24 protein-coding genes and 1 pseudogene are annotated in these 24563 nt (G+C 70.7%); 14 read left to right on the plus strand and 11 right to left on the minus strand.

Annotation, left to right across the window (positions count from 1 at the left end):
• Positions 1–60 precede the first annotated feature (60 nt).
• Positions 61–186, plus strand: coding sequence for a hypothetical protein (locus tag J7E87_RS35885; RefSeq protein WP_285427344.1), 126 nt, complete (start codon positions 61–63; stop codon positions 184–186).
• Positions 187–353: 167 nt separating this feature from the next.
• On the opposite strand, the gene J7E87_RS16810 is transcribed toward J7E87_RS35885, so the two are convergent.
• Positions 354–1916 carry a FadD3 family acyl-CoA ligase gene (locus J7E87_RS16810; RefSeq protein ID WP_215094699.1) on the minus strand — a complete coding sequence of 521 codons (1563 nt, stop codon included), beginning with the start codon at positions 1914–1916 and terminating at the stop codon, positions 354–356.
• A 59-nt stretch (positions 1917–1975) separates the two neighbouring features.
• Between J7E87_RS16810 and J7E87_RS16815 the strand changes: the two genes are divergently transcribed.
• From J7E87_RS16815 to J7E87_RS16825, 3 genes are read left to right on the plus strand one after another with little or no spacing between them, the layout of a single operon-like run.
• The gene (locus tag J7E87_RS16815; RefSeq protein WP_215094701.1) at positions 1976–3124 is read left to right on the plus strand and encodes a lipid-transfer protein; all 1149 of its coding nucleotides are present in this window, start codon (positions 1976–1978) and stop codon (positions 3122–3124) included.
• 1 nt (position 3125) lies between these two features.
• The gene (locus J7E87_RS16820) at positions 3126–3551 is read left to right on the plus strand and encodes a Zn-ribbon domain-containing OB-fold protein (protein WP_215094703.1); all 426 of its coding nucleotides are present in this window, start codon (positions 3126–3128) and stop codon (positions 3549–3551) included.
• Positions 3548–4324 (plus strand): enoyl-CoA hydratase/isomerase family protein, encoded by a 777-nt coding sequence (locus J7E87_RS16825; protein ID WP_215094705.1) that lies wholly within the window; start codon positions 3548–3550, stop codon positions 4322–4324. Before J7E87_RS16820 ends, J7E87_RS16825 begins: the two co-directional genes overlap by 4 nt.
• Before the next feature lie 210 nt (positions 4325–4534).
• Here J7E87_RS16825 and J7E87_RS16830 read toward each other — a convergent pair whose 3' ends face one another.
• From J7E87_RS16830 to J7E87_RS16840, 3 genes are all read right to left on the minus strand, one after another.
• The gene (locus tag J7E87_RS16830) at positions 4535–5074 is read right to left on the minus strand and encodes a hypothetical protein (RefSeq protein WP_215094708.1); all 540 of its coding nucleotides are present in this window, start codon (positions 5072–5074) and stop codon (positions 4535–4537) included.
• Positions 5075–5227: 153 nt separating this feature from the next.
• Positions 5228–7666, minus strand: a complete 2439-nt coding sequence (locus J7E87_RS16835) for a PQQ-binding-like beta-propeller repeat protein (RefSeq protein WP_215095169.1) — start codon at positions 7664–7666, stop codon at positions 5228–5230.
• A 249-nt stretch (positions 7667–7915) separates the two neighbouring features.
• Positions 7916–8689: a VOC family protein gene (locus J7E87_RS16840; RefSeq protein ID WP_215094710.1), complete on the minus strand. Its 774-nt coding sequence runs from the start codon at positions 8687–8689 to the stop codon at positions 7916–7918.
• A 320-nt stretch (positions 8690–9009) separates the two neighbouring features.
• On the opposite strand from J7E87_RS16840, the gene J7E87_RS16845 reads away from it, so the two are divergent.
• Positions 9010–9657 carry a TetR family transcriptional regulator gene (locus J7E87_RS16845; protein ID WP_215094712.1) on the plus strand — a complete coding sequence of 216 codons (648 nt, stop codon included), beginning with the start codon at positions 9010–9012 and terminating at the stop codon, positions 9655–9657.
• Positions 9658–9811: 154 nt separating this feature from the next.
• Here J7E87_RS16845 and J7E87_RS16850 read toward each other — a convergent pair whose 3' ends face one another.
• The 3 genes from J7E87_RS16850 to J7E87_RS16860 form a co-directional block, all read right to left on the minus strand.
• Positions 9812–10282 carry a nitroreductase family deazaflavin-dependent oxidoreductase gene (locus tag J7E87_RS16850; protein ID WP_215094715.1) on the minus strand — a complete coding sequence of 157 codons (471 nt, stop codon included), beginning with the start codon at positions 10280–10282 and terminating at the stop codon, positions 9812–9814.
• Positions 10282–11466 carry an acyl-CoA dehydrogenase family protein gene (locus J7E87_RS16855; RefSeq protein ID WP_215094717.1) on the minus strand — a complete coding sequence of 395 codons (1185 nt, stop codon included), beginning with the start codon at positions 11464–11466 and terminating at the stop codon, positions 10282–10284. The genes J7E87_RS16850 and J7E87_RS16855 overlap by 1 nt, the downstream gene beginning before the upstream one ends.
• A gap of 94 nt (positions 11467–11560) precedes the next feature.
• Entirely contained in the window at positions 11561–11932 is a 372-nt protein-coding gene (locus tag J7E87_RS16860; RefSeq protein WP_215094719.1) for an iron chaperone, read from the minus strand.
• A gap of 33 nt (positions 11933–11965) precedes the next feature.
• Between J7E87_RS16860 and J7E87_RS16865 the strand changes: the two genes are divergently transcribed.
• On the plus strand, positions 11966–13135 hold the full coding sequence (locus tag J7E87_RS16865) for an acetyl-CoA acetyltransferase (protein ID WP_215094721.1): 1170 nt from the start codon (positions 11966–11968) through the stop codon (positions 13133–13135).
• A 111-nt stretch (positions 13136–13246) separates the two neighbouring features.
• On the opposite strand, the gene J7E87_RS16870 is transcribed toward J7E87_RS16865, so the two are convergent.
• A complete protein-coding gene (locus J7E87_RS16870) occupies positions 13247–13819 on the minus strand; it encodes a TetR/AcrR family transcriptional regulator (RefSeq protein WP_215094723.1) in 573 nt (190 codons plus the stop codon).
• Positions 13820–13885: 66 nt separating this feature from the next.
• On the opposite strand from J7E87_RS16870, the gene J7E87_RS16875 reads away from it, so the two are divergent.
• Positions 13886–14554, plus strand: a complete 669-nt coding sequence (locus tag J7E87_RS16875) for a pyridoxal 5'-phosphate synthase (protein WP_215094725.1) — start codon at positions 13886–13888, stop codon at positions 14552–14554.
• Here J7E87_RS16875 and J7E87_RS16880 read toward each other — a convergent pair whose 3' ends face one another.
• On the minus strand, positions 14555–15010 hold the full coding sequence (locus tag J7E87_RS16880) for a Zn-ribbon domain-containing OB-fold protein (protein ID WP_215094727.1): 456 nt from the start codon (positions 15008–15010) through the stop codon (positions 14555–14557).
• Entirely contained in the window at positions 15010–15459 is a 450-nt protein-coding gene (locus J7E87_RS16885; RefSeq protein ID WP_215094729.1) for a DoxX family membrane protein, read from the minus strand. Before J7E87_RS16885 ends, J7E87_RS16880 begins: the two co-directional genes overlap by 1 nt.
• A 172-nt stretch (positions 15460–15631) precedes the next feature.
• Between J7E87_RS16885 and J7E87_RS16890 the strand changes: the two genes are divergently transcribed.
• The 5 genes from J7E87_RS16890 (at position 15632) to J7E87_RS16910 (ending at position 22270) form a co-directional block, all read left to right on the plus strand.
• On the plus strand, positions 15632–16780 hold the full coding sequence (locus J7E87_RS16890) for an NAD(P)/FAD-dependent oxidoreductase (protein WP_215094731.1): 1149 nt from the start codon (positions 15632–15634) through the stop codon (positions 16778–16780).
• 309 nt (positions 16781–17089) lie between these two features.
• Positions 17090–19309 carry an acetate--CoA ligase family protein gene (locus tag J7E87_RS16895; protein WP_215094733.1) on the plus strand — a complete coding sequence of 740 codons (2220 nt, stop codon included), beginning with the start codon at positions 17090–17092 and terminating at the stop codon, positions 19307–19309.
• Between the two features lie 43 nt (positions 19310–19352).
• Complete coding sequence (locus J7E87_RS16900) at positions 19353–20168, plus strand: enoyl-CoA hydratase/isomerase family protein (protein WP_215094735.1); 816 nt, start codon at positions 19353–19355, stop codon at positions 20166–20168.
• 58 nt (positions 20169–20226) lie between these two features.
• Positions 20227–20568, plus strand: a complete 342-nt coding sequence (locus tag J7E87_RS16905; RefSeq protein ID WP_215094737.1) for a VOC family protein — start codon at positions 20227–20229, stop codon at positions 20566–20568.
• 529 nt (positions 20569–21097) lie between these two features.
• Positions 21098–22270: a DUF3103 family protein gene (locus J7E87_RS16910; RefSeq protein ID WP_251017570.1), complete on the plus strand. Its 1173-nt coding sequence runs from the start codon at positions 21098–21100 to the stop codon at positions 22268–22270.
• Positions 22271–22417: 147 nt separating this feature from the next.
• Here the strand turns inward: J7E87_RS16910 and J7E87_RS16915 are convergent, their stop codons facing one another.
• Positions 22418–23302, minus strand: a complete 885-nt coding sequence (locus J7E87_RS16915) for a sigma-70 family RNA polymerase sigma factor (protein ID WP_215094739.1) — start codon at positions 23300–23302, stop codon at positions 22418–22420.
• Between the two features lie 195 nt (positions 23303–23497).
• Between J7E87_RS16915 and J7E87_RS16920 the strand changes: the two genes are divergently transcribed.
• Together J7E87_RS16920 and J7E87_RS16925 are read left to right on the plus strand one after the other, a co-directional pair.
• Complete coding sequence (locus tag J7E87_RS16920; protein WP_215095173.1) at positions 23498–24100, plus strand: flavin reductase family protein; 603 nt, start codon at positions 23498–23500, stop codon at positions 24098–24100.
• 258 nt (positions 24101–24358) lie between these two features.
• Positions 24359–24562, plus strand: a pseudogene (locus J7E87_RS16925) (helix-turn-helix domain-containing protein); the annotation flags it as partial.
• Position 24563 lies beyond the last annotated feature (1 nt).

Raw genomic sequence — 24563 nt, forward strand, 5'->3', positions numbered from 1 at the left:
GGGAGTCTCCGGGCAGAAGGCCGCCTTCGGTCATGACGAAGCAATCCCATGGGGGACACCATGAGCAGCAACGAGCAGAACCAGGAAAAGATCACCACGTTGGGCGCCCACCACGCGCCCGCACCGCCGACCGACGGCACCCTCACCACCATGGACCACCACGCCCCGGCCCCGCCCAAGGGCTGATCCGGACTCCACTCGGACGGAGTGCGGCCGCGGCGGCGCGGAGGGGGAGCCGTCGCGGCCGCGGCATGTACGGCGCCGGGACGCCGCCTGCGTCCCGGCGCCCGCGTATGTCCGGGCCGGTCAGGCGCGCGCCCGCGACCGGACGGTACGCCGCCCGTCCGATGCCGTCAGGCCCGCTGCCGCGACCGCAGCTCCGTCTTCAGAACCTTCCCGCTCGCGTTCCTGGGCAGTTCGCTGACGAACTCGACCTCCCTCGGGACCTTGTAGTTCGCCATCTCCCGCCGCGACCAGGCGATCAGATCGTCCGCCGTGAGCGTCGAGCCCCGGTGCCGTACCGCATACGCCTTGCCCACCTCGCCGAGCCGCGGGTCGGGGACGCCGATGACTGCCACATCCGCCACATCCGGGTGCAGGCCCAGCAGTTGCTCGATCTCCGCCGGGTAGGCGTTGAAGCCGCCGACGATGAACATGTCCTTGATCCGGTCGGTGATACGGAGATTGCCGCTCTCGTCCAGTACGCCGACGTCTCCCGTGCGCAGCCAGCCGTCCTCGGTGATCGCCTGCGCCGTCTCCTCCGGGTCCTCGAAGTACCCCCGCATCACATGGTGACCACGTACCAGCACCTCGCCCGGTTGCCCGGCGGCGGCCGACACGCGGACCTCGGTGCCGGGGATCGCGCGGCCCGAGGTGGTGGCGATCGTCTCCGGGGCGTCGCCGCGGCGGCACATGGTGACGATGCCGCTCGCCTCGGAGAGGCCGTACGCGGTCAGCACCGTGGCGATGCGCAGTTCGCTGCGCAGCCGCTCCACCAGCCGGAGCGGGACCACCGCCGCGCCGGTGACCACAAGGCGCAGCGCGGACAGGTCGTGCTGGTCGCGGGCCGGGTGGTCGAGCAGCGACTGGTGCAGGGTCGGCGGGCCGGGCAGCACCGAGATGCGTTCGGAGGCGATGTTGGCCAAGACCGTGTCCACATTGAAGACCGGCTGCGGAACCATCGTCGCGCCCCGGGTCAGACAGGCGATGATGCCCGCCTTGTAGCCGAAGGTGTGGAAAAAGGGGTTCACGATCAGATAGCGGTCGCCCTCGCGCAGCCCGGCGAGTTCGCTCCACACGTCGTAGCAGCGCAGCGTCTGCGCATGGGTGATGACAGCGCCCTTGGGGCGGCCGGTGGTGCCCGAGGTGAAGATGATGTCGGAGGGGGCCGAGGAGTCGATCGAGTCGGCGCGGGTGCGGACTTCCGCCGATGTCACCGCGTCGCCGCCCGCCAGGAAGTCCTTCCAGGTGCGGAAGTCCTCGGGCGCACTGTCGGCGAGGACCACGACCTGTTCCAGGTGCGGCAGGTTCACCTCGGCGCGGCGCAGGGACGCGACGTACGAGGTGCCGAGGAAGGTGCCGGTGACGAAGAGCAGTCTGGCCCGGCTGCGCTGGAGTACGTACGCGGCCTCCGTTCCCTTGAAGCGGGTGTTCAGCGGCACCAGCACCGCGCCGGCCGTGACCGCGCCGAGCGCCGAGACGATCCAGTCGAGGGTGTTCGGTGCCCAGATGGCGACCCGGTCGCCCGGTTCGATGCCCGAAGCCATACAGCCGGCGGCCGCCCGTTCGACGCGCTCGCCCAGTTCGGCGTACGAGACGCGGGTGCGGCCATCGACGACGGCCTCCCGCTGCCCGTAACGTCCCGCAGCGCTCCGTACCAGCTTCGGGATGGTGCCCCACTCCAGGTCGCCGCGCATCGTAAGCCCTCCCACCGCAGTAGCTGACTGTCCGTCAGATTAGCTGTACTCTCCCCCTCATGGCGAGCCTCAAGGACGCAGCCGCGATAGCCGGAATCGGGCAGACGGCCTTCGCGAAACACCTTCCCGAATCCGAGAAGACCCTGGCCTGCCGGGCCATCGTCGCCGCGCTCGACGACGCCGGCATCGACCCGTCCGAGGTCGACGGCTTCGCCTCGTACACGATGGAGGAAACGGACGAGGTCGAGATCGCGAAGTCCATCGGTGCCGGAGACGTGACCTTCTTCTCCAAGGTCGGCTACGGCGGCGGCGGTTCCTGCGCCACCGTCGCCCATCTCGCCGGGTCGATCGCGACGGGCCAGGCGAGCGTGGGGGTCGCCTGGCGCTCACGCAAACGCGGATCGGGCCCAAGGCCCTGGAAGAACACCGCCGTTCAGCTGCCCACCCCCGGCCAGTGGACCCGGCCGTTCGGGCTGCTGCGGCCCGCCGACGAGATCGGCATGCTGGCGAGGCGCTATATGCACGAGTACGGCGCCACCCGCGACCATCTCTTCAACGTCGCCCTCGCCTGCCGCAACCGCGCCAACCAGAACCCCGCCGCGATGATGTACGAACGGCCGCTGACCCGCGACATGTATATGAACTCGCGATGGATCAGTGAGCCGCTCTGCCTCTTCGACAACTGCCTGGAAACGGATGGCGCGCTGGCCTGTGTGATCGTGAGCGCCGAGCGCGCCCGCGACTGCCGCCACCGGCCGGTGTACATCCACTCCGCCGCCCAGGGCCTGCCCGCCCAGCACCACGGAATGGTCAACTACTGGAACGACGACCCGCTCACCGGACCCGCCTGGACAGCGGCCCGCCAGCTGTGGAAGACCGCCGACTTCGGGCCGCAGGACGTCGATGTGGCGCAGATCTACGATGCGTTCACCCCGCTCGTACCGCTCTCCCTGGAGGGCTACGGCTTCTGCGGCAGGGGTGAGGGCGCGGCCTTCACCGAGGGCGGCGCGCTGGAGATCGGCGGCCGGCTGCCCCTCAACACGGGGGGCGGCGGACTGAGCGAGGCGTACGTACACGGCTTCAACCTCATCAACGAGGGCGTGAAGCAGTTGCGCGGCATCTCCACCGCGCAGGTCCCGGACGCCGCGACCTGCCTGGTCACCGCGGGCGAGGGTGTGCCCACTTCGGCTGTTCTGCTGAGGAGTTGAGATGCTCACACCGGTCGTCGACGAGGACGGCGCGCCCTTCTGGGAGTACGCCGCCCGGGGCGAGCTCCGCGTTCAGGCCTGCGCGCCCTGCGGCGAGCTGCGCTTCCCGCCCCGGCCCTGCTGCCCGCACTGCCGGTCCTTCGACAACGAGTGGCACAGGATGAGCGGGCGCGGGCGCATCTGGTCGTACGTCGTTCCCCATCCGCCGCTGCTGCCCGACTACGCCGCCCAGGCCCCCTACAACGCGGTCGTCGTCGAGCTCCTGGACGCCCCCCACGTCCGGCTCGTCGGCAATGTGGTCGCAGCGCCGGACGCTTCGCTGAACTCGGTTGACCCGGCGCGGCTGCGCATCGGCGCGGGGGTGAAGGTGGCGTTCACCCGGCTCGGTGACCTCACTGTGCCGCGCTGGCTGCTGGAGCGCTCATGAGCGTGCGTATCGACAGCGACAAGGAGACGGGCGTGGCGCTGGTCACGCTCGACCGGCCCGAGAAGCACAACGCGATCGATCTGGAGACCGCAACCGAACTGACCGCTGTCTGGCGGGAGTTCCGGCGCGACGACGCCGTACGGGCCGTGGTGGTGACCGGCGCGGGCAGCAAGGCGTTCTGCACCGGCATCGACCGCTCGGTGCGGGTGCCACAGCCCTCCTCCCCGTACTCGATCGACGATCCGCTGATCGCGATCGGGCCGAAGGCGAACGACCTGTGGAAGCCGGTGATCGCGGCCGTGGAGGGGATGGCCTGCGGCGGGGCGTTCTATCTGATCGGCGAGAGCGAGTTCGTGGTGGCGTCGCGGGAGGCGACGTTCTTCGACCCGCATACGACGTACGGCATGGTCAGCGCGTACGAGACGATCTATCTGGCGCAGCGGATGCCGTTCGGTGAGGTGGCGCGGATGGCGCTGATGGGGACGGCGGAACGGATATCGGCCCGGCGGGCCTACGAGACGGGCCTGGTCTCGGAGTTGACCGAACCGGGCGAGGCGGCGGCGGCCGCGCTGCGCGCCGCGGCGGTGGTGGCGTCGCATCCGGCCGAGGCGGTGCAGGGGACGGTACGGGCGGTGTGGTCTGCGCGCGAGGCGGCGAGGACGCAGGCACTCGCCCACGCCCCGCACCTGATTGCGCTCGGGAATCTGCCACCGGAGCGGCAGGCGGAGCTCTTCGAGGACGGGCGGGGCAGGGGGAGTTACCGGGCGCGGTAGCCGGGACTCCGCCCCGGACCCTCCCCCTCGCCCTGCGGGCGTGGGGGGGACCCCCACGCCTCGAACGCCGGCGAGTCTCCATCAGAGCCCTCTTGGCGGGCCAGGGCGGCTGCCACCTCAGGCCAGTCCCGAGGCCCTGAGCAGCCTGCTGCCTCAGCCCCCCGCCACCTCAACCCGTCCCCGGGGCCCGGGCGGCCTGGCGCAGGCGGCTCAGTCGTCGAGCAGGGCGTCCGCTTCGCACTTCTTCACGCGCGACACCTTCTTGGGGCTCTGCATCCTGACCTTGACGGTCTCGGTCTCCCCGGCGTCCAGGCTGACCTTGGTGTAACCGCGGTCGACAACCTCACCCACGGCGTCCAGGAACACCACGTCGACCTCGTACAGATGCGCCACCGTGGAGCCCGAGACGACCTTCACCGTGGCCGCCGTATCGGCCCTGCGCGAGCCGCGGCCCTTCTTCACACAGTCGACGACATATGCCTCGGCCGGGCCGCTGTCCGTCGCGGTGGGGGTGGGGTCGCCGGTGTACGAGTCCGAGCCGGAAGAGGAGCCGTAGTCGTCATCGTCGTAGTCGCGGTAGCCGCTGTTCGACTTCTTGGAGCTGGAACAGCCGCCTCCGCCGCCACTGCTGCCTTTCGACCCGCTCTTTCCGCCCTTGCCACCCTTGCCGCCCGACGAACTCGAGAATCCGGTCAGCGCGAGCACTACGACTACAAGTACCGCCGCGAGCTTGAGACGTCGACGCACCATGGCCATTCTCCCCCTGGAACCGAGGTACTTGATGTACCTGACAACCGCGCGACACCGTAGCAGTCGCGAATCAGGCGCGGCCGGGCGGGGATTGGCCCCAGGACGCCCGGGGAATGCCCCCCACCACCGGGCGCGGGGCGGCCCCGGCAACGACTACCGCGCCCCGCTCCGCCCCGTCGCCGTCCCCTTGACCGCGTCCAGCGCGTACACACACCGGTCCTTGCTGCACGCGTACACCACACCGCCCTGCGCCACCGGCGACCCGGTGATCTCGCCGCCCGTCGCGAGCTTCCAGCGCAGCTGGCCGCCGCTCGCGTCCAGCGTGTAGAGCACATGGTCCGCGGAGCCGAAGTGCACCCGGCCGTCCGCGACGACCGGCGCGCCGATGACCTCGCCGCCCGCGGCGAACCGCCACATCGGGGTGCCGGTCACCGCGTCCAGCGTGTACAGCGCACTGCCGCTGCCGACATGGATGTTGCCGCCGGCCACGAGGACGGGCTCGACGGACTGGCGCGCCTCGGTGGCGATACGCCAGCGGTCCTTGCCGGTCGTGGCGTCCAGGGCGTACACCGTGCCGAGGTAGTCGGCCAGATAGACGCCGCCGCCCGTCACCGCCGGGCCGGGTGCGAAGACCGGCGGCGAGAGGAACACCGCGGGGGCCTCGAAGTGCCAGCGGACCAGGCCGTTCGCGATGTCGACGGCGAGGACGCGGGTGCCGGCAGCGACATACGCATACCCGTCGGCCGCGGGATGCACCCGTACGGGCACATTGCCGCAGGACGCCGCGTCACCGACGGGGTAGGACCAGCGCTCTACACCCGTACGGGCCTCCAGCGCGCGCAGCCTCGCGTTCTGCCACACGTACACCGTGTCGCCGAAGATCGCGGGCCCTGCCTCCTGGGTCTCGAAGTCCGTCTGCGCGCCGGTCGTCTCCCACAGCTTCTCGCCGTTGGACGCCTCCCAGGCCTGTACGCCGCCGCCGCGCGTCCCGGTGAGGACGGTGCCGCGGTCGACCTTGAGGGAGTACACCCAGGCGTCGGTCTGGAGCCGCCAGCGCTCCTGGCCGCTGGTCGCGTCCAGGGCGTACAGCGAAGGCCCGTCGGAGGCATGGATACGGCCGCCCGACACGGCCATCGCCCAGGCCACGTCACGGGTCTTGAACTGGCGGCGGCCACTGCCCACGTCCAGCGCGTGCACCTCGAAGGAGGTGACGTAGAGGAGGTCCCCGGCGACCACCGGCGTGCCCCAGACGTCGTTCGACATCCGAAAACGCCACGGGCGCCAGTGCCCGGAGGGTGAGTCCGGGGGCAAGGCGGGCGGCGGCACGGGGGCCTGGACGGGGACCGGTCCGGGTGCCGGGACGGCGCTCGTCGCGGCCTCGGCGCCGTTCAGGGCGCCGGGCGGGCGGATCCAGCCGGTCGCGGGGCCGGTCTCGACCACCCCGCCGCGCCCGGCGTCGGCGACGCGCGGGCCGGGGCCGATCGGCACCTTGGAACCGGGCAGCCGCACGGGTCCCGCGGCGGCGGGAGAGGTCGCCGCTACGGGTGCGGGCGAGGCCTGTCCCGTACGCGGATCGCTGCCGCCGCGCCAGGCGGAGTCCCAGTCGGCGCCCTGCCGGGGCGGCTGCGGCGGTGCCTGGGGAACGGGCGGGGCGGGCTCCGCGGGGCGGGGTGCGGCGACCGGGGCCGGGGCGGCGGGCCTGCCGCCGCGACGCTGCTCGATCATCGCGGTGGCCCGCGCCGGCAGCCATGCGGACGCGGTCCCGCTGTCGTCGCTGCCGGAGGAGAACAGATGCGGGGCGAGTTGCGCCTGCAGATCCTCCGGCGAGGGCCGCCGCACGGCCTCCATCTGCATACAGGACTCGATCAGCGGCCGGAGCTCGTCCGGCAGCCCCTGAAGGTCCGGGCCCTCGCGCAGCAGCATGAAGACGGTCTCGACCGGGTTCGCGCCGTGGAAGGGGGCGTGGCCGGTCGCCGCGAAGACCAATGTGGAGCCGAGCGAGAACACATCGCTCGCGCCGGTCACGCTGCGGGAGTCGCGCGCCTGCTCCGGTGACATGTACGCGGGCGTGCCCACGGCGACATTGGTCATGGTCAGCCGGGTGTTGGAGACGCCGGACGCGATGCCGAAGTCGATGACGCGCGGCCCGTCCTCCACGACCAGGACGTTCGACGGCTTGAGGTCGCGGTGGACGAGGCCGGCGCCATGGATGGACTGCAGCGCCTCCGCTACGCCGGCCGCCAGCCAGCGCACCGCCTGAGCGGGCATCGGCCCGCACTCATTCACTATTTCTTCGAGGGAGGGGGCCGGAACGTACGCGGTGGCGAGCCACGGCACGGCCGCCCGCGGGTCGGCGTCGACAACCGCCGCCGTGTAGAAACCGCTGACGGCCCTGGCGGCCTCCACCTCACGCGTGAAGCGGACGCGGAACAGCTGGTCCTCGGCGAGCTCGGTGCGCACCGTCTTGATCGCCACCCGTCGGCCGGACGCCGACCGGGCGAGATAGACCAGTCCCATGCCGCCTGCACCGAGCCGGCCCAGCACCTCGAACGGACCGATCCGTCTCGGGTCATGCTGCGTCAGCTGCTCGATCACTTGCCTGCCACCTCCCCGTACGGGCCCCAGAAGATATGGAGCCCGTCAACTACAGCCCCGTGCAGAGTCTCACCACCGAGACCCTCAGCGGTGCGCACCCTGATTCTTCCTGTCGGAGGCGACGGTTGCGAACCCGGGGGCGGATCGGGGTGTCTCACCCGGTTTCGGGCACGGACCGGGGGGCGGAATGGTTCAGCCGCGCGCCCCCCATGCGTCCTGACGCGGTCCGGCCACCTCGAGTTGCCCTCAGGCCGCCTTCGGTTCGGCGAGTACTGCGAACGAGGCGCCCTGGTTGTCGGCGAGCACGGCGATGCGCCCGTACGGAATATCGAAGGGCAACGCCTGGATGCGGCCGCCGAGGCGGGTTGCGGCCGCGGCGGTCTCGTCGCAGTCCTCGACGCAGAAGTAGATGAGGAAGTGGTCGGGCATCTCGGCCGGGAAGGCGTCGGTGATGACGCTGCGGCCACCGATGGCGGTGTCCTCCCCCGGTTCCGTACCGGCCGGGGACCACATCCGGAAGTCGATGGAGTCGTCGGGCAGATCCGTGCCCTTGAAGCCGAAAACCCGTTCGTAGAAGGGGTCGGCCCGCTCCTTGTCCCGCGTGTACACCTCGGTCCAGCAGAAGGAGCCCGGCTCGCCCTGCTTCTCGAAGCCGGCCCTCTCGCCCGCCTGCCAGAGTCCGAAGACCGCGCCGCCGGGGTCCGTGGCGAGCGCCATCGTCCCGGCCGTGCCGACCTCCACAGGGGCCGTGATCACCTGGCCGCCGGCATCCCGGATCTCCCTGCTCAGCGCGGCGGCGTCGGCGGTGGCGAAGTGGACGCCCCAGACGGTGGGCATCCGGCCGTCACGCTTGGGCACCAGGGCGGCGACCAGCTTTCCGTCGCTGAAGGCGTCCAAGTACGGTCCCTCGCCCTGTCCGAATGTCCAGCCGAACAGCTCGCCGTAGAAGCGCTTGCCCGCCTCGACGTCGGGGAGCGCCGCGTCCACCCAGCACGGCGCGCCCTGTGGGAATTCGGCCATGGACCTGGTTCCTTCCCTGGTGCGGGATGCGGCGAGTGTGGTGCCCGTCACACTCAAGCTAGCGTCGCGGCCCGCGCGGCGCAGAGAATCGAATCGAACGTTTGACCAATTATCGCCATATAAGGCCTACAGCGGGCCGGGACGAAGCCCGGATTTGTTGAGTTGTCCACGGAAGTTGTCCACAGGCTGTTGATAACACTATTGGCGTACACCGGTCGCGCCCCTGGCAGCAGCGGGGCAGCAAGCCGGCCGCGCCCCTGCCGCACCCCATTTGCAGTCGGCCGAATCGCGCGCCGATCACCCCTCGGTAAGCTGACGGCATGACAGGACAAGTACGTACCGTCGACGGCCGAGTGGCCGGACGACGCGGACAGGCGACGCGGCAGAAGCTGCTCGACTGCCTCAGCGAGATGCTCAGCTCCTCGCCGTACCGGGACGTCAAAGTCATCGACGTGGCCCGGAAGGCGGGCACTTCACCCGCGACCTTCTACCAGTACTTCCCGGACGTCGAGGGCGCGGTCCTCGAGCTGGCGGAGGAAATGGCCAAGGAGGGCGCGGAGTTGACCGAACTCGTCTCCGGCCGCTCCTGGGTCGGCAAGGCCGCCTGGCAGACGTCGGTGCAACTGGTCGAGGGCTTCCTCGACTTCTGGCGCCGCCACGACGCGATTTTGCGAGTGGTGGATCTGGGGGCCGCGGAGGGGGACAAGCGGTTCTACAAGATCCGCATGAAAATCCTTACCTCGGTCACAAACTCCCTTGCGGACGCGGTGAAAGACCTGCAGTCCAAGGGCAAGGTCGACAAGGACGTCAGCCCGGCGGCGGTGGCAGGCTCGCTGGTAGCGATGCTGGCGGCGGTGGCGGCGCATCAGAAGGGATTCACGACCTGGGGTGTGAAGCAGGCGGAACTGAAGCCGAATCTGGCGCTGTTGGTGCACTTGGGCATCACGGAAAAGAAGCCGATCAAGTAGGCGGCTGCGGCTCGTCTTCTCCAAGTCCTGTCACGCCGACAGCGGTCCCTTCCCGGGTGACCGCCGTCGGCTTTGGTCTTCCTGGTCCGTGGTCGGCGTGGGCCAGGGCATCGCAACCCGCGGACATGGGCCAGGGCACCGCAACCCGCGACCCCTACCGCCGCGTGAGGCGAAAGAGGCGGATCTGCCGGTCCACCCTTGACTGGTACGTCGCGTATGGCGGCCAGAAGTCCAGGGCCGCCTGCCAGGCCCTTTCCCTTTCCTCGCCCTCCAGCAGGCGGGCATGGACCTGGATGTCCTCGCCCTTCCAGCTCACCTCCGCGTCCGGGTTCTTCAGCAGGTTCGCCGTCCAGGACGGGTGGCCCGGGCGGCCGAAGTTCGAGCCGATCAGAAGCCAGTCGCCCGAGTCCTGTGGCATACAGGCCAGCGGGGTGACCCTCGGCAGGCCGCTCTTCGCGCCGCGGGCCGTGAGAATGACGCCCGGCAGCATCTGTGCGCTGAGCAGCACCTTGCCGCGTGTCAGGCGGTGCACCGCTCGGTCCAACGCCGGGATGACGTGGGGCGCGATCTTCGCGAAGGCACGGGTCGAGGAGACCTTCTGGACCAGTCGCACACCGGGAGGCATCAGACCGCCACCGCCGGCCGCGCGGCGAAGAGTCCCGCCCGTTCGGCCGCATGGGCGCGCAGCCGGTGGACCGGGCCGAAGAGCAGCTCGTCCGCCGTCGCCCGTTTGAAGTAGAGGTGCGCCTCGTGTTCCCAGGTGAAGCCGATCCCGCCGTGCAACTGCACGGCCTCCCCGGTGACCACCCGCAGCGCCTCCAGGCACTGGGCCAGGGCCAGGCCGCCCTCCGCCGGGTCCCACGCCGCGTAGTACGCCGCCGAGCGGGCCGCCTGGACCTGTACGTACAGATCCGCCAGCCGGTGTTTCACCGCCTGGAAGGAGCCGATCGCCCGGCCGAACTGCTCGCGGGCGCGGACGTACTGAACCGTCCGGTCCAGCGCACTCCCGGCCGCCCCGACCGCCTCTGCCGCCAGCAGGGCCGCCGCCCGCGCCCCCGTAGCGGCCAGCGCCCCCGGCACGTCCGCCGCGTCGTCCGCCCCCAGCAACCACCCTGCGCAGTCGCGCAGTTCGATGCGGGCCTGCGGCCGGGTCTCGTCCAGCGTCGCCTGCCGGACCCGGGTAAGGCCCGCCGCGTCCGCCCGGACCAGGAACAGGAGCGTACGGCTACGGGCGAAGCCCCCCGTATGCGCCGCGACCACGAGCAGTCCCGCGCTGTGCCCGTCGAGGACCTGCCCTGCCTCGCCGAAGAGCAGCCACTCCCCGCCGTCGCCGGGCCGCGCCTGCACGCCGCCGGCCCGCCCGCCGCCCGCCCACTCTCCGCCCACGTTGTCATCGGTCAGCCCAAGAGCCGGCGCGAGGGCACCTCCCGGCACGGCGAGTGCGCAGGTCAGCGAGCCGTCCGCGATGCGCGGCAGTAGCTCGCCCTGCTGCCCGGGGGTTCCGAGCGCGGTGATCAACGGCGCCGCGAGCCCCGCGGTGGCCAGCAGCGGCGAGGGCAGGAGTGCCCGCCCGGTCTCCTCGCAGGCGAGCGCGAGCTCCGCGAGGCCGCACCCCACTCCGCCGTACGACTCGGGCAGCGCGAGACCCGGCAGGCCCAGCTGCTCGGACAGCTGCGCCCACAGCTGCGGGTCGTACCCGGCGGCGGTGCGGACGGCGGCCCTGACCTCGTCCGGGCCGGACCGTTTGGTCAGCAGTTCGCGCAGGGTGCGGCGGATCTCGTCCTGCTCCGCGGTGAAGGCGGTGTCCATGGGAGCCCTCCGTATCTGACGGGCCGTCATGCTAGAGCCGGTGGCCCCAGATGCACAGAGGCATGCGCGCGGGCGTTCAGCCGCCACGGGGCACTCAGCAGGCCTCGCCCGGCGCAGCCGCGGTGGCCCGCAGCAGATCCCGCACCAGGTCGTAGTCGACCTTCTCGGTACGCCGGAACCGCAGGCACCCCTTACCCATGTCCTGGTCCGCCAGCCGGTCCTCGAACCCCTCCCGGATGTCCGGCCGCATCAGATAGAAGGAGACGTACTGCTTCTGATTGGCAAAGGCGATCTCCGGCTCACCGTCCTTGCGGCGGTAGCAGGGCATGCCCCAGGCCATCACCTCCTCGTACCCCGCGAGCTCCGTACGGCACAGCTCCCGGATCCGGACAAGCGCCGTGAGCCGGTCCGGCTCCTGCACCTCGGCGAGATAGGTGTCGACATCTTCGGCATTGCTTCCAGCCATACGCTCCACGCTATCTGATGTACCGTCAGATTCATGGCTACCCCACAGCGCAGAGTCGCCATCCTCGGTATATCCCTCTCGGACTGCGGCCGCGTCGACGGCCCCACGCCCTACGCCCTCCATGCCCAGGCCGCCCGCCGCGCACTCGCCGACAGCGGCCTCGACCGGTCCGTCATCGACGGATTCGGCTCGGCCGGCCTCGGCATGCTCGCCCCGGCCGAGGTCGCCGAGTATCTGGGCCTGAGGCCGAGCTGGGTGGACTCGACCGCCGTCGGCGGCGCCACCTGGGAGGTGATGGCGGCCCATGCGGCGGACGCGATCGCCGCCGGTCACGCCAATGCCGTGCTCCTCGTCTACGGATCGACCTCGCGCGCCGACATCAAGGCGCGCCGGCGCACCTCCAATCTCTCCTTCGGCGGCCGCGGACCGCTCCAGTTCGAGGTCCCCTACGGCCACACCCTCATCGCCAAGTACGCGATGGCAGCCCGCCGCCATATGCATGAGTACGGCACGACGCTGGAACAGCTCGCCTCGGTGGCGGTCCAGGCGCGGGCGAACGCCGCCGCCAACCCGGACGCGATGTTCCGCGACCCGATCACCGTCGACGAGGTGCTGGACGGGCCGGTGATCGCGGACCCGTTCACCAAACTGCACTGCTGCGTTCGCAGCGACGGCGGCTGCGCGGTGCTGATCGCCGCGGAGGAGTACGTACGCGACTGCGCGAAGGAGCCGGTGTGGATTCTGGGCACCGGCGAATACGTCTCCCACACCACCATGTCGGAGTGGGAGGACTTCACGCTCTCCCCGGCGGCGGTGAGCGGCCGGCTCGCCTTCGGGCGCGCGGGCGTCACCCCCGCCGACATCGACATCGCCGAGATCTACGACGCCTTCACCTACATGACGCTGGTGACACTGGAGGATCTGGGCTTCTGCGCCAAGGGCGAGGGCGGCCCCTTCGTCGAGAAGGGACGGCTGAGGCTCGACGGCGAGTTGCCGGTGAACACCGACGGCGGCGGTCTTTCCGCCTGCCATCCCGGGATGCGCGGGCTGTTTCTGCTGGTCGAGGCGGTACGGCAGCTGCGCGGCGAGGCGGCCGGCCACCAGGTGCGCAAGGCGGACGGCGGGCCGCCGCGACTGGCCGTGGCATCCGGTACGGGCGGCTGGTTCTGCTCGTCCGGGACGGTGGTGCTGGGCCGGGACTGAGAGGAAGCCGAGGGGAAGCCGAGGGGATCCGCACATCCGTCAGCCGGGCCCCCGGCAGCCGCGTAGGCGCATCGCCGCCCACGACGCGACCCGGGAGTCGTGACGCTCGGGCTACTCCGGGAGGAGGCGTTCGACCAGCGCCGCGATGAGGTCGCCGGCCTCCTCCTGGGCGAAGACGCCGGGAAGCGTGAGGCGCTCCACCACCAGCCAATTGGCGGCGAGGTAAATCATCTTGACCGCGTCGGCGTCGCCGGGCAGACCGGCGGCGAGGTGGCTGGTGACATTGTTCTCGATGTCCTCGCGGACGCGCTCGGTGAGCACCGCGCGCAGGGCGGGGCGGCGGGTGGCCTCCAGGCGCAGCTCCAGCAGCGCGAGATAGCCGGTGCGGAACGCGGTGACGCGCTCCACCACATCGCGAACCAGCTCGGCCGTCCGCTCGCGGGTGGGCGGCCCCTCGAACATGGCCGCCATGGTCGCCTCGTCCGGGCGCATCCGCTCGTAGATCCGGCCGCCGGCCTGGGTGAGCAGATCATCGCGGTTGGCGAAGTAGTTGGACGCGGTGCCGTTGGGCACCTCGGCCTCGGCGTCCACGGCCCGGAACGTCAGACCGCGCGCCCCCTCGCGGGCGAGCACCTCGATGGCCGCGTCGATCAGCGCGGCGCGCCGGGCGAGGTTCTGCCTCATGCGTGTTCCTCTCACGGCCCCCTGGTCGCTGCCCCCTGACACCACTGCGAGTGTAGTAATAACGGCATGGACAACGATCAGCAGGAAACGTTCCGCAGCCTCCTGCGCGCACAGCGGGTCTGGGACACCACACTCCCCGGCTTCGACCCCGCCGCGGCACCGCGCGCGCCGCTGCCGCTGTTCCACCAGTGGTTCGCCGAGGCCGTGGCAGCGGGTCAGACCGAGCCGCACACCATGACCCTTGCCACCGTGGACGACCAGGGGCGTCCTGACGTACGGACACTGATGCTGCACGACGCGGACGAGCGGGGCTGGCACTTCGCCTCGCACGCCACCAGCGCGAAGGGCCGCCAACTGGCCACGCACCCCGATGCCGCGCTGGGCTTCTACTGGGCGGCGCAGGGCCGCCAGATCCGGATCCGGGGCCGGGTGAGCGCGGGCGGCTCCACCGAGAGCCAGGCCGATCTGCACGCCCGCTCAACGGGAGCGCTGGCCGCGGCGCTCACCGGCCGCCAGAGTGAAGTCCTCAGCTCGCCGGGCGAGTTGGCGGACGCCTCACAGGCGGCGTGGGAGCGGGCGCAGGCCGAGCCTGACGCGCCCGTGCCGACCTGGACGCGCTATGTGCTCGACCCCTACGAGGTGGAGTTCTTCCAGGGTGACGAGCGGCGGCGGCACGTACGGCTGCGCTACCGCCGCGAGGACAGCGACTGGGCGACGGAGCTGCTCTGGCCGTGATCATGCCGGCCGGAAGACGGGCACGGCTCGCTCGGCGTCCTCTTGCTCGCAGTCCTCTCGCTTTCCGTCCTCCTGCTCTCCGTCCTCCCGGCGGAAGGTGACCTCCAGCGCCATGCCGATGCTCAGCCCGCTCCGCGGGCACTGAACGATCTCGGTCATCATGCGCGGCCCCTCGACGAGATCGACGACGGCGGCGGTGTACGGGACGCGGGCACCGAAGGGCGGCAGGTCGTTGCGGTGCACGACGGACCACGTGTAAAGCGTCGCGCGGCCGCTCGCCCGCTCCCAGTCGACGTCCTCGCTCCAGCAGTACGGGCAGAACTCGCGCGGATAGTGGTGGGCCCTCCCGCACGCGCGGCAACGGCGGATCAGCAGTCGCCCGTCGGCGGCGGCGTCCCAGAAGGGGCGGGTGAAGTCGTCGATTTCGGGCAGATCGAACCGCGGTCCGGTCGTCATCAGAAGAGTCCGATCGCGCTGTCGAGGGACCAGGTCTGCCAGGACATGGCGAAGAGCGCGACGAAGGATATGAGAGCCATCATGGCGTTCTGCCCCTGTTCCGCCCAGTCGTGGATCATCAGGATGAGGTAGAGCAGGTTGAGGAGCAGGCCGCCGGCGAGGGCGATCGGGGTCAGGAAGCCGACGACCAGACCGAGCCCGAGGGCGAGTTCGGCGTAGACGACGATGTAGGCCATCATTTTGGGGCGGGGCTGGACCACCGCCTCGAAGCCGGTCTTCACTACGGGCCACTTGTGCCTGCCGGCGACGTCGGCGGCCCAGGCGATGCCGGTGCCGCGCTCGAACCAGCCCTTCTTGTCCTTGTGACGCCAGCTCTCCAGCCACCACAGGCCGAGACCGATGCGAAGGACGGCGAGCCACTCGGCACCGGTGAGCCAGACGGTCTCCATCCGGGACCCCTTTCCCAGTTTCTGACGGTACGTCAGTTCAGCGGATGGGGCGGCCCGCGCGCAAGAGATCCGGCAGCTTGTGAACAAGTGGTGTGCGCGCGTGATCAATTCGCAACCGATTCCCCTCTTGACTGAGACCCATCAAGTAATCGGGCGATTACGCTCACGATTCATGCCCGACGAAATGGACATCGACCTCACAAACGACCGGCCCGTCTACGTCATCGGCGGCGGCCCGGGCGGTCTCGCGGCTGCCGCGGCGCTGCGGGAGCAGGGCGTACGGGCCGTGGTGCTGGAGAAGTCCGAATCCGTGGGCGCGTCCTGGCGCCGCCACTACGACCGGCTGCATCTGCACACCACCCGGCGGTTGTCCGGCCTGCCCGGCCTCGCGATGCCCAGGTCCTTCGGACGCTGGGTCTCGCGCGACAACGTGGTCCGCTACCTGGAGAAGTACGCGGAGTTCCACGAGCTGGAGATCGTGACGGGGGTCGAGGTCTCCCGGATCGAGCCGTCGGGCTCCGACTGGCTGCTGCACGCGACGGGCGGGCGGCTGCTGACCGGACGCGCCGTCGTGGTGGCCACCGGCTACAACCACACCCCGCGCCTGCCGGACTGGCCGGGCCGCGATTCGTACACCGGTGAAGTGCTTCACGCGGGCGAGTACCGCAACGCCGCCCCGTACGCGGGCAAGGACGTACTGGTCGTCGGGGTCGGCAACACCGGCGCCGAGATAGCCGTCGACCTGATGGAAGGCGGCGGCGCCCGGGTCCGCCTCGCCGTGCGGACGACCCCGCACATCGTCCGCCGCTCGACTGCGGGCTGGCCGGCCCAGCGCACCGGCATCCTGGTCCGTCGCCTCCCGGTCCGCCTCGTGGACCGGGCGGGCGGGATCATGGGCAAGATCTCCGTCCCCGACCTCACCGAACACGGCCTGCCACGCCCCGAGACAGGCCTGTACTCCCGGGTGCGCGAGGGCGCTATCCCGGTCCAGGACGTCGGTCTGATCGACGCGGTACGGTCCGGAAAGGTCGAGCCGGTCGCGGCAGTGGACTCCTTCGAGGACAGCAAGGCGGTCCTGGCGGACGGCACTCGCATCTCCCCGGACACGGTGATCGCGGCGACGGGCTACCGACGGGCGCTTGAAGGCCTGGTCGGCCATCTCGGCGTACTGGACGAACGGGGGCGGCCGGTGACGCACGGCGGCCGCGCCGCCGCTCAGGCGCCGGGGCTGTATTTCACCGGGTTCACCAACCCGATCAGCGGGATGTTCCGCGAGATGGCGATCGACGCGCGAAAGATCGCGAAGGCGCTGGCGCGCTAGCGGGCGGGGCGCCCGGCCACCCGCCGCGGTCCAAGAACCCGCCCCGCCCCCGACCCGCTCGCCCGCTCGCCCGCTCGCCCGCTGTGGAGGGTGCGGGCTCACAGGCATGGGTACGAGTACGAGTGGGACAGGGCCCCTTCGGCGGGCGCTCGGCGCCATCCGCGAGAACTGAGCGCGCCCGGTCCCGGGACCTGCAAATCCGTTCCCGTCGGGAGCCTTTGCCCGCAGGACTGTTCCTGACTGGCCGTCAGCTCTGTAATCTGACTATGCGTCAGTTAACTGTCCGACGAGCAGGAGCGGGGCTCGGCGATGCTTGGATCGACTCACGGCACCTTCACCACCGACCTCCGCGCCCGCGTTGTGGCCTGCGGCGAATCACCGCACACCGTTGTGCACGGCACCGCCACCGACGGTGATCTGGATGTCAGCGGGCGGCCGCTGTACGCGCCCGTGCCCGATCTGGACCGGTTCTTCCGGCCCGAGTCCGTCGCCGTCGTCGGGGCGTCCGACGGCGACGGGCGGCCCAATACCGGGATCACCCGTCAGCTCGTCGACTGGGCAGAGCGCGTCGGGGCGCGGATCCATCCCGTGCACCCGACCCGGGAGAGCGTCTTCGGGCTGCGCTGCGTGCCGTCCGTCGGAGAGCTGCCCGAGCAGGTCGACCTCGCCGTGCTGCTGGTAGGCGACCCGCTGCCGGTGATCGAGGAACTCGCCCAGGCCAAGGTGAAGTTCGCCGTGGCCTTCGCCTCCGGGTACGCCGAGACCGGCGAGCAGGGCGCGGTGGCTCAGCGGCGGCTGGCGGCAGCGGCGGAACGCTCCGGGCTACGGCTCCTTGGCCCCAACACCAACCTCAACGCCTTTGAGAAGTTCCGGGACGACCTGGACGGGCCCGCGATCGCGCTGATCACCCAGTCCGGACACCAGGGGCGGCCCGTCTTCACCATGCAGGAACTCGGCGTACGGCTGTCCCACTGGGCACCCACCGGCAACGAGGCCGACCTGGAGACCGCCGACTTCATCTCGTACTTCGCCGAGCGGCCCGAGGTCGGGGCCATCGCCTGCTACGTGGAGGGGCTCAAGGACGGACGCTCCTTCCTGCTCGCCGCCGACCGGGCCGCCCGGCGCGGGGTGCCGGTAGTCGCGGTCAAGGTCGGGCGGACCGAGACCGGGGCACGGATGGCCGCCTCGCACACCGGCAAGCTGACCGGCGCGGACCAAGTGGTGGACGCGGCGATGCGGCAGTTCGGCGTGATCCGGGTGGACGGGCTCGACGAACTCCAGGACACCTCAGCGCTGCTGGCGCGAGCGCGCAGGCCCGTGGCCGAGGGCATCGTCGTCTATTCGATCTCGGGCGGCACGGGCGCGCACTTCTCGGACCTGGCGACCGCGGCGGGGCTGCGACTGCCGCGGCTCTCCGAGGCCAAGCAGGCTGAGCTGCACGAGTGGATACCCCCTTATCTGAGCGTCGCGAACCCCGTCGACAACGGCGGCCATCCCGTCGGCGACTGGCGCGGGCGCAAGATCATCGACGCGATCCTGGCCGACCCGGCGGTCGGGGTCCTGATCTGTCCGATCACCGGCCCCTTCCCGCCGATGAGCGACAAGCTGGCGCAGGACCTGGTGGACGCGGCGGAGGCCACGGACAAGCTGGTGTGCGTGGTGTGGGGGTCGCCGGTGGGCACGGAGGCGGCGTACCGCGAGACGCTGCTCGGGTCCTCGCGGGTCGCCACCTTCCGTACCTTCGCCAACTGCATCCGCGCCGTCAGCGCCTACCTGGACCACCACCGCTTCAGGGCCGGCTACCGCTCCCCCTTCGACGACGCGCCGCGCACCTCGTCCCCCTCCTTCCGCAAGGCGCAGGCACTGATGCGCCCGGGCAAGCAACTGAGCGAGCACGCGGCGAAGCAGCTCCTTCGGGCGTACGGCATCCGCGTGCCGCGCGAGCAGCTGGTGACCAGCGCGGCGGCGGCGGTACGGGCAGCGGGCCTGGTCGGCTACCCGGTCGTCATGAAGGCGTCCGGGACTCAGCTCGCCCACAAGACCGAACTCGGCCTGGTCAAGGTGGGGTTGACGTCGGCCAGCCAGGTCCGCGACGCCTATCGCGAACTGACCGACATCGCCCACTACGAGGGCGTCGACCTCGACGGGATCCTGGTCTGCCAGATGGTCGAGCGGGGTGTCGAGATGGTCGTCGGCGTCACCCACGACGCGCTGTTCGGCGCGACGGTGACGGTCGGCCTCGGCGGGGTGCTGGTGGAGGTGCTGCACGACGCTGCCGTACGCGTACCGCCCTTCGGCGAGGGCCAGGCGCGCGCGATGCTCGGCGAACTGCGCGGCCGCGCGCTGCTGGACGGTGTCAGGGGCGGCCCGCCGGTGGATGTGGACGCACTGGTGGAGGTGATGCTGCGGGTCGAGCGGATGGCGCTGGAGCTGGGCGAGCAGCTGTCGGAGCTGGACATCAATCCGCTGATGGTGCTGCCGCGCGGGCAGGGCGCGGTGGCGCTGGACGCGCTGGCCGTGTGCCGGTGAGTGTGCCGGTGACGTCGACCGTACGAATCGGAGCTGCTCCCCCATGACTTCCTCCCCCGAAGAATCCACTGACTCATTGATACTGCACAGCACTGACAACGCAGTCTCATGGATCACCCTCAACCGCCCCCAAGCCATGAACGCCGTCACCTGGGACCAGCGGGAGAAGCTCATCGCGCTGCTCGCCGCCGCCTCCGCCGACCCCGAAGTACGGGCCGTCGTCATCACCGCAACCGGCAAGGGCTTCTGCGCGGGCGCGGACCTGCGCGGGACGCCGACGGACGGCCGCGAGCGGATCCCCGGGGACGTCGCGCGGACGATCCGGCTCGGCGCGCAGCGCCTCATCGGGGCCGTACTGGACTGCGAGAAGCCCGTGATCGCGGCGGTCAACGGCACCGCCGCGGGCATCGGCGCGCATCTTGCCTTCGCCTGTGATCTCGTACTGGCCGCGGAAGAGGCCAAGTTCATCGAGGTGTTCGTGCGGCGCGGGCTCGTCCCGGACGGCGGCGGGGCGTATCTGCTGGCGCGGCTGGTCGGTCCGCAACGGGCCAAAGAGCTGATGTTCTTCGGCGACTCGCTGCCCGCGGCGGAGGCCGAGCGGATTGGGCTGGTCAACCACGTCCTGCCGGCGCAGGAGTTGGCGAAGACGGCGCGTGAGTGGGCGCTGCGGCTGGCGGCCGGGCCGACGAGGGCGATCGCGCTCACCAAGCAGCTGGTGAACGCCTCACTCGACGCCGACCGGACCGCGGCCTTCGCCGCGGAGGCGGCCGCGCAGGAGATCAATATGACGACGCGGGACGCGAACGAGGGCGTGGCGAGCTTCGTGGAACGCCGCACGCCCCAGTACCGCGGGCTCTAATGCTGTGACCGCAATAGGTTCGCCGGGTCGGCTCAGGCCGCGCCACTAGCCTGGTCAGATGCCGATCGACTTGTTCGCCGGGATCTACGTCAGTGACTACGAGGCTGCGAAGGCCTGGTACGTGCGTGTGCTGGGCTCCGAGCCGGCCTTCCTCCCATCCGACACGGAAGCGGTGTGGGAGCTCGCCGAGCACCGATATCTGTACATCCAGCAGAACGCCGAGCACGCCGGTCACGCCGTCCAGACGATTCTCGTCGACGATCTCGACGCCCGCGTCGATCGGATCGCCGATCGCGGGATCGAACCCGTGAAGCGGGAGACTTATCCCAACGGCATGCGCAAGGTGCTGTACCGCGATCCCGACGGCAACGAGATCGGGTACGGAGGGGCGCCTCTGTAGTGCTGTGACCGTGAAGTTCGCCGGGACGCCTGTTCAGGCTGCGGTCGGCCGGGGTCGTCCGCCCCGGCAGACGCCTTTCTCGCTGCCGATTCGGGCGCCGATTCGGGCGCGTTCGCGGTGTCTGCCCGCCGGTAGCGCACGGTGCCGGTGCTGCCCCGACGCACGAACTGCTGCAGCTTCTGCCCCTCTTGATCAGTCAGCCCGCATTCCTTGACCGGTTGTGCCACCACGCCCCTCCCGCACCGCGTTTGATGTGCCCTCATATCCGACCGGCGCAGGCACTTTCGGCTCCACCCGCAACCCGGCGAACCACCTTGGTCACAGCACCAGCGCCCCAGTCGGCTTCCTCGAATAGGCAGCCAACGCGCCCTGGGCAAAACCGAGTTGGGCACAGACCCGTTGCATTTCTGACATGGCCCCGCCATGCTGTACCCGCGAGTAGGTCTACTCGTGTAGATCGCTCTGTACCACCGCTCTCACGCTCCATCCGAATGCGACCAGAATCCCCCACTCGCTTCAGGAGGACCTCTTGAGCAGTAGACGTGCACGGCCCAAACTCCTTGCCGGTGCCATCATTTCCGTCACTTGCCTGGCCACCGTCCAGCTTGCCGCGTTCCCCGCGGCAGCTGCCCCGGACGACACCGCGGCGGGTGACCGGGCGACCGCATCGGCCCCGTCGTCCCGCGCGGCAACCTCGGCCGCGGTCAGCCGCATCGAGGACCGTACCGCCCGGGCGGTCGCCGTTTCCCTCGCCGACGCGGGCTGGCGCTCGCAGGTGCGGGACGCTGCCGTGACCGACAAGCAATTGGATCTGCGCGCGCTGACCGGCCGGGCAGCCGCGGCGCAGGCCGGCAAGCGCCTCACATCCTCGCTGGCCTCGGCCGACCGGCAGATCGCCGCCGCCAAGGGCCTCGGCGCGGACACCGGCTCCCTGCTGCGACTGCGCCTGGGCGCAGACTCGATGCGCAAGGACCTCAAGGCGGGCGCCGCCCCGCTCGTCGCCGCCGCCACGGCCGACGACCACGCCAAGACGATCACCGCGTACGACAGCCGTGGGGCCGCCCACACCCTGGACGCGCGCAATGCGCCCGACCGGCCCGTCTATGTGCTCGACATCGACGAGTCCAAGGCCCTTGCGGCGGGCATGACGGTCATGCGCCAGGAGTTCAGCAAGCACGGCCTGAACGTGCCGCAGGCGAGCACCGCCGCTGCGGGCTTCTGGACCACGCGTATCACCGGCGTGGAGCTCTCGGACGACGAGGAGCCCTGGGTCAAGGGCGACGCCGAGATCTACTCGCTCGTCACCGGCTTCGGTCTGGACGGCAAGGTGCGCGTCGACCCGGTCGAGATGCCCTATCTGGACAAAGACGGAGTCGTCTACCACCCCAACCAGATCCTGGTGAACTGGTCCAACTACAAGTACAACCTCGCCGACGCCGTGATGATGGAGGAGGACGGCAGCACCAACTACCGCGACCTCGCCAAGGCCATCGCCGGCATCCTGCTCACCATCGCCGACCAGGGCGTCTACATCCCCTTGGTGAACGCGGTCCTGGACGCCATTCCCGACGACTGGTGGACCGACGACCCGGACTACGTCGACTCCTGGTACACCCTGGCCAAGAACGACACCGGCCGCCGCAACGGCGCCCGCGCGAACGGCCGGATGACCCTCGAGCCGTACTACGTCCAGGGGTTTTGAGACCTCGTCCCACCCTCCGCTCGCAGCCCTCTCTCTGAGGCGCTCGCTGTGACGGCCCCTGCGGCCGGACTGAATGCCCGGCCACAGGGGCCGTTGGCGCGCCGGCTCAAGCGCTCACCAGCTCACCAGCTCACCGGTCGCCTGAGCTCAGTCGTCGACGACCGCCAGCTCGAGTTCGCCGATCAGCCCGGGGTCGGCGAGGATGTCGATCCCGACGATCTTCCCGTCCCTGATCGTGAAGTCGAATACGATCCGCGGCTTCCCGCCCGGAGCCCACAGGGCACCCGCCGCCCCGTCCACCAGCGCCGGCTGCGCCATCCGGGCCCGCCCCGAGAATGTGTCGGCCACCGCCTGCGCACCTCGGACCTGCTCCGCCGCGCCCGCGGAAACCGCGGCGCGGTCGGCGCGGAGCACGACGTCCGGATCGAGCACGGCGAGCAGCGCGCCGAAGTCGCCGCCGCGCGAGGCGGCGAGGAAGGCGTCGACGACCGCACGCTTGCGACCGAGGTCGACCTCGGGAACCAGGGCCGCCCCCTGCACCCGGCGGCGTGCGCGGCTGGCGAGCTGCCGCGCCGCGGCCGGAGAGCGCTCCACGATGGGGGCGATCTCGTCGAAGGGCACGGCGAACATGTCATGCAGTACGAAAGCGAGCCGCTCCGCAGGCGCCAGCGTGTCGAGTACGACGAGCAGCGCGAGCCCGACCGAGTCGGCCAGCACTGCCTCCCGCTCGGGGTCGATCCCCTCGGCGCCATCCGCGCGGCTCACGACAGGCTCGGGCGCCTGCGCGTCCAGCGGGTCCTCACGCCGTGACGTCCGCGACCGCAGCATGTTGAGCGACACCCGGCCGACCACTGTCGTCAGCCAGCCGCCCAGGTTCCGGACCTCGCTGGTGTCGGACCGGCTGATCCGCAGCCAGGCTTCCTGAAGGGCGTCGTCCGCCTCACTCACCGAGCCGAGCATGCGGTAGGCCACGGCCCGCAGATGGCTCCGGTGCGCCTCGAACCGCTCAGCCAGCCGCTCGTGCTCGTCCATCGGCCACATACCTCCGTCGCGTCGTGTCACAGCGATGACCGAAGAAACCAATGCGATGTGACAGGGGGACGAAATGCAAGCACCTTGAGCACCGCTGAGCACCGCTGAGCACGGACCGCCGCTCGTGCTGCGCGGACGCTCTTCCAATCTGACGCATCGTCAGGTTCAATGAGAAATGTGATGGGACACGCAGGGATGGCGGCCACCGCCGTCCGATACCTCAGGTCCGTGGGGGCTCCCACGGCCGCCGACCCGGCCGGCGAGCCGTTCGACGTGCTGCCGCGCCCCGATCTGCGGGCTGTCGGCGATGACGAGCGGCTGCCCGTCGAACCGGCCGAATTCCGGCGCGTGCTGGGGCATTTCGCGACCGGCGTCACCGTCGTCACGGCGTACGACGAGGACGGTCCCGCCGGGTTCGCCTGTCAGTCCTTCGCGTCCCTGTCGCTCGACCCACCGCTGATCGCTTTCATGGTCGCCCGTACGTCCACGACCTGGCCGCGTATCGCCCGCGCCGGGGCCTTCTGCGTCAACGTCCTCGGGGCGCACCAGGGCGAGCTGTGCAGGGGGTTCGCCGTCAGCGGCGCGGACAAGTTCGCCGGGGTCGCCCACACCGCGTCACCCGCGACCGGGTCGCCGCTCCTCGACGCCGTACCGGCCTGGATCGACTGCACGATCCAGGCCGTGCATACAGGGGGCGACCACCTGATCGTCGTCGGCCGGGTGGCGGCGCTCGGCGCGGAGGACGAGGGCGCGCCGCTGCTCTTCCACCGGGGGAAATTCGGGCGCTTGGCGGACTGACCCGCGCCCGGTGCGTGTCGCCCCCCACCCTTACGCATGCCCGACTCACGATCGGGTGAACGAGAGGCGTTCAGCACGGCGGAGCGGGCGTCGGATCATCCTGCTCTCGCCGAGGAGCACACATGCCGGTCACGCCGTACGGCAGCGAAGTGCGGCTCACCCGACCGGGTCGGCCGACTTCACCGAGGCACCGGCGCCGGCGTTGCCAGTGGTCTGCGCCGGATCACCAGTGCCATCAGCGCCGCGGCCGCGCACAGCGCGGTCAGCCCCGGGCAGTGGCTGACGCGGCAGCGCGTGGAGCGGGCCCGGCATCTGCTCGAATCCACGGATCTCTCCGTCGACCAGGTGGCACGGGACGCGGGCTTCGGCACGGCGCAGTCGATGCGCCAGCACATGCAGGCGTCGCTCGGGGTGCCGCCGACCGCCTACCGGCGTGCTTTCCGCGCCGGAGCGGAAAACTGAG

Source organism: Streptomyces sp. ISL-1, from assembly GCF_018614585.1.
GTDB lineage: Bacteria > Actinomycetota > Actinomycetes > Streptomycetales > Streptomycetaceae > Streptomyces > Streptomyces maoxianensis.

What these genes read in the sequence shown, in the direction of transcription:
- J7E87_RS35885 (WP_285427344.1), top strand. Translation starts at nt 61, where the DNA reads ATGAGCAGCAACGAGCAGAACCAGGAAAAGATCACCACGTTGGGCGCC.
- J7E87_RS16810 (WP_215094699.1), bottom strand. Translation starts at nt 1,916, where the DNA reads ATGCGCGGCGACCTGGAGTGGGGCACCATCCCGAAGCTGGTACGGAGC.
- J7E87_RS16815 (WP_215094701.1), top strand. Translation starts at nt 1,976, where the DNA reads ATGGCGAGCCTCAAGGACGCAGCCGCGATAGCCGGAATCGGGCAGACG.
- J7E87_RS16820 (WP_215094703.1), top strand. Translation starts at nt 3,126, where the DNA reads ATGCTCACACCGGTCGTCGACGAGGACGGCGCGCCCTTCTGGGAGTAC.
- J7E87_RS16825 (WP_215094705.1), top strand. Translation starts at nt 3,548, where the DNA reads ATGAGCGTGCGTATCGACAGCGACAAGGAGACGGGCGTGGCGCTGGTC.
- J7E87_RS16830 (WP_215094708.1), bottom strand. Translation starts at nt 5,074, where the DNA reads ATGGTGCGTCGACGTCTCAAGCTCGCGGCGGTACTTGTAGTCGTAGTG.
- J7E87_RS16840 (WP_215094710.1), bottom strand. Translation starts at nt 8,689, where the DNA reads ATGGCCGAATTCCCACAGGGCGCGCCGTGCTGGGTGGACGCGGCGCTC.
- J7E87_RS16845 (WP_215094712.1), top strand. Translation starts at nt 9,010, where the DNA reads ATGACAGGACAAGTACGTACCGTCGACGGCCGAGTGGCCGGACGACGC.
- J7E87_RS16850 (WP_215094715.1), bottom strand. Translation starts at nt 10,282, where the DNA reads ATGCCTCCCGGTGTGCGACTGGTCCAGAAGGTCTCCTCGACCCGTGCC.
- J7E87_RS16855 (WP_215094717.1), bottom strand. Translation starts at nt 11,466, where the DNA reads ATGGACACCGCCTTCACCGCGGAGCAGGACGAGATCCGCCGCACCCTG.
- J7E87_RS16860 (WP_215094719.1), bottom strand. Translation starts at nt 11,932, where the DNA reads ATGGCTGGAAGCAATGCCGAAGATGTCGACACCTATCTCGCCGAGGTG.
- J7E87_RS16865 (WP_215094721.1), top strand. Translation starts at nt 11,966, where the DNA reads ATGGCTACCCCACAGCGCAGAGTCGCCATCCTCGGTATATCCCTCTCG.
- J7E87_RS16870 (WP_215094723.1), bottom strand. Translation starts at nt 13,819, where the DNA reads ATGAGGCAGAACCTCGCCCGGCGCGCCGCGCTGATCGACGCGGCCATC.
- J7E87_RS16875 (WP_215094725.1), top strand. Translation starts at nt 13,886, where the DNA reads ATGGACAACGATCAGCAGGAAACGTTCCGCAGCCTCCTGCGCGCACAG.
- J7E87_RS16880 (WP_215094727.1), bottom strand. Translation starts at nt 15,010, where the DNA reads ATGACGACCGGACCGCGGTTCGATCTGCCCGAAATCGACGACTTCACC.
- J7E87_RS16885 (WP_215094729.1), bottom strand. Translation starts at nt 15,459, where the DNA reads ATGGAGACCGTCTGGCTCACCGGTGCCGAGTGGCTCGCCGTCCTTCGC.
- J7E87_RS16890 (WP_215094731.1), top strand. Translation starts at nt 15,632, where the DNA reads ATGCCCGACGAAATGGACATCGACCTCACAAACGACCGGCCCGTCTAC.
- J7E87_RS16895 (WP_215094733.1), top strand. Translation starts at nt 17,090, where the DNA reads ATGCTTGGATCGACTCACGGCACCTTCACCACCGACCTCCGCGCCCGC.
- J7E87_RS16900 (WP_215094735.1), top strand. Translation starts at nt 19,353, where the DNA reads ATGACTTCCTCCCCCGAAGAATCCACTGACTCATTGATACTGCACAGC.
- J7E87_RS16905 (WP_215094737.1), top strand. Translation starts at nt 20,227, where the DNA reads ATGCCGATCGACTTGTTCGCCGGGATCTACGTCAGTGACTACGAGGCT.
- J7E87_RS16915 (WP_215094739.1), bottom strand. Translation starts at nt 23,302, where the DNA reads ATGGACGAGCACGAGCGGCTGGCTGAGCGGTTCGAGGCGCACCGGAGC.
- J7E87_RS16920 (WP_215095173.1), top strand. Translation starts at nt 23,498, where the DNA reads ATGGCGGCCACCGCCGTCCGATACCTCAGGTCCGTGGGGGCTCCCACG.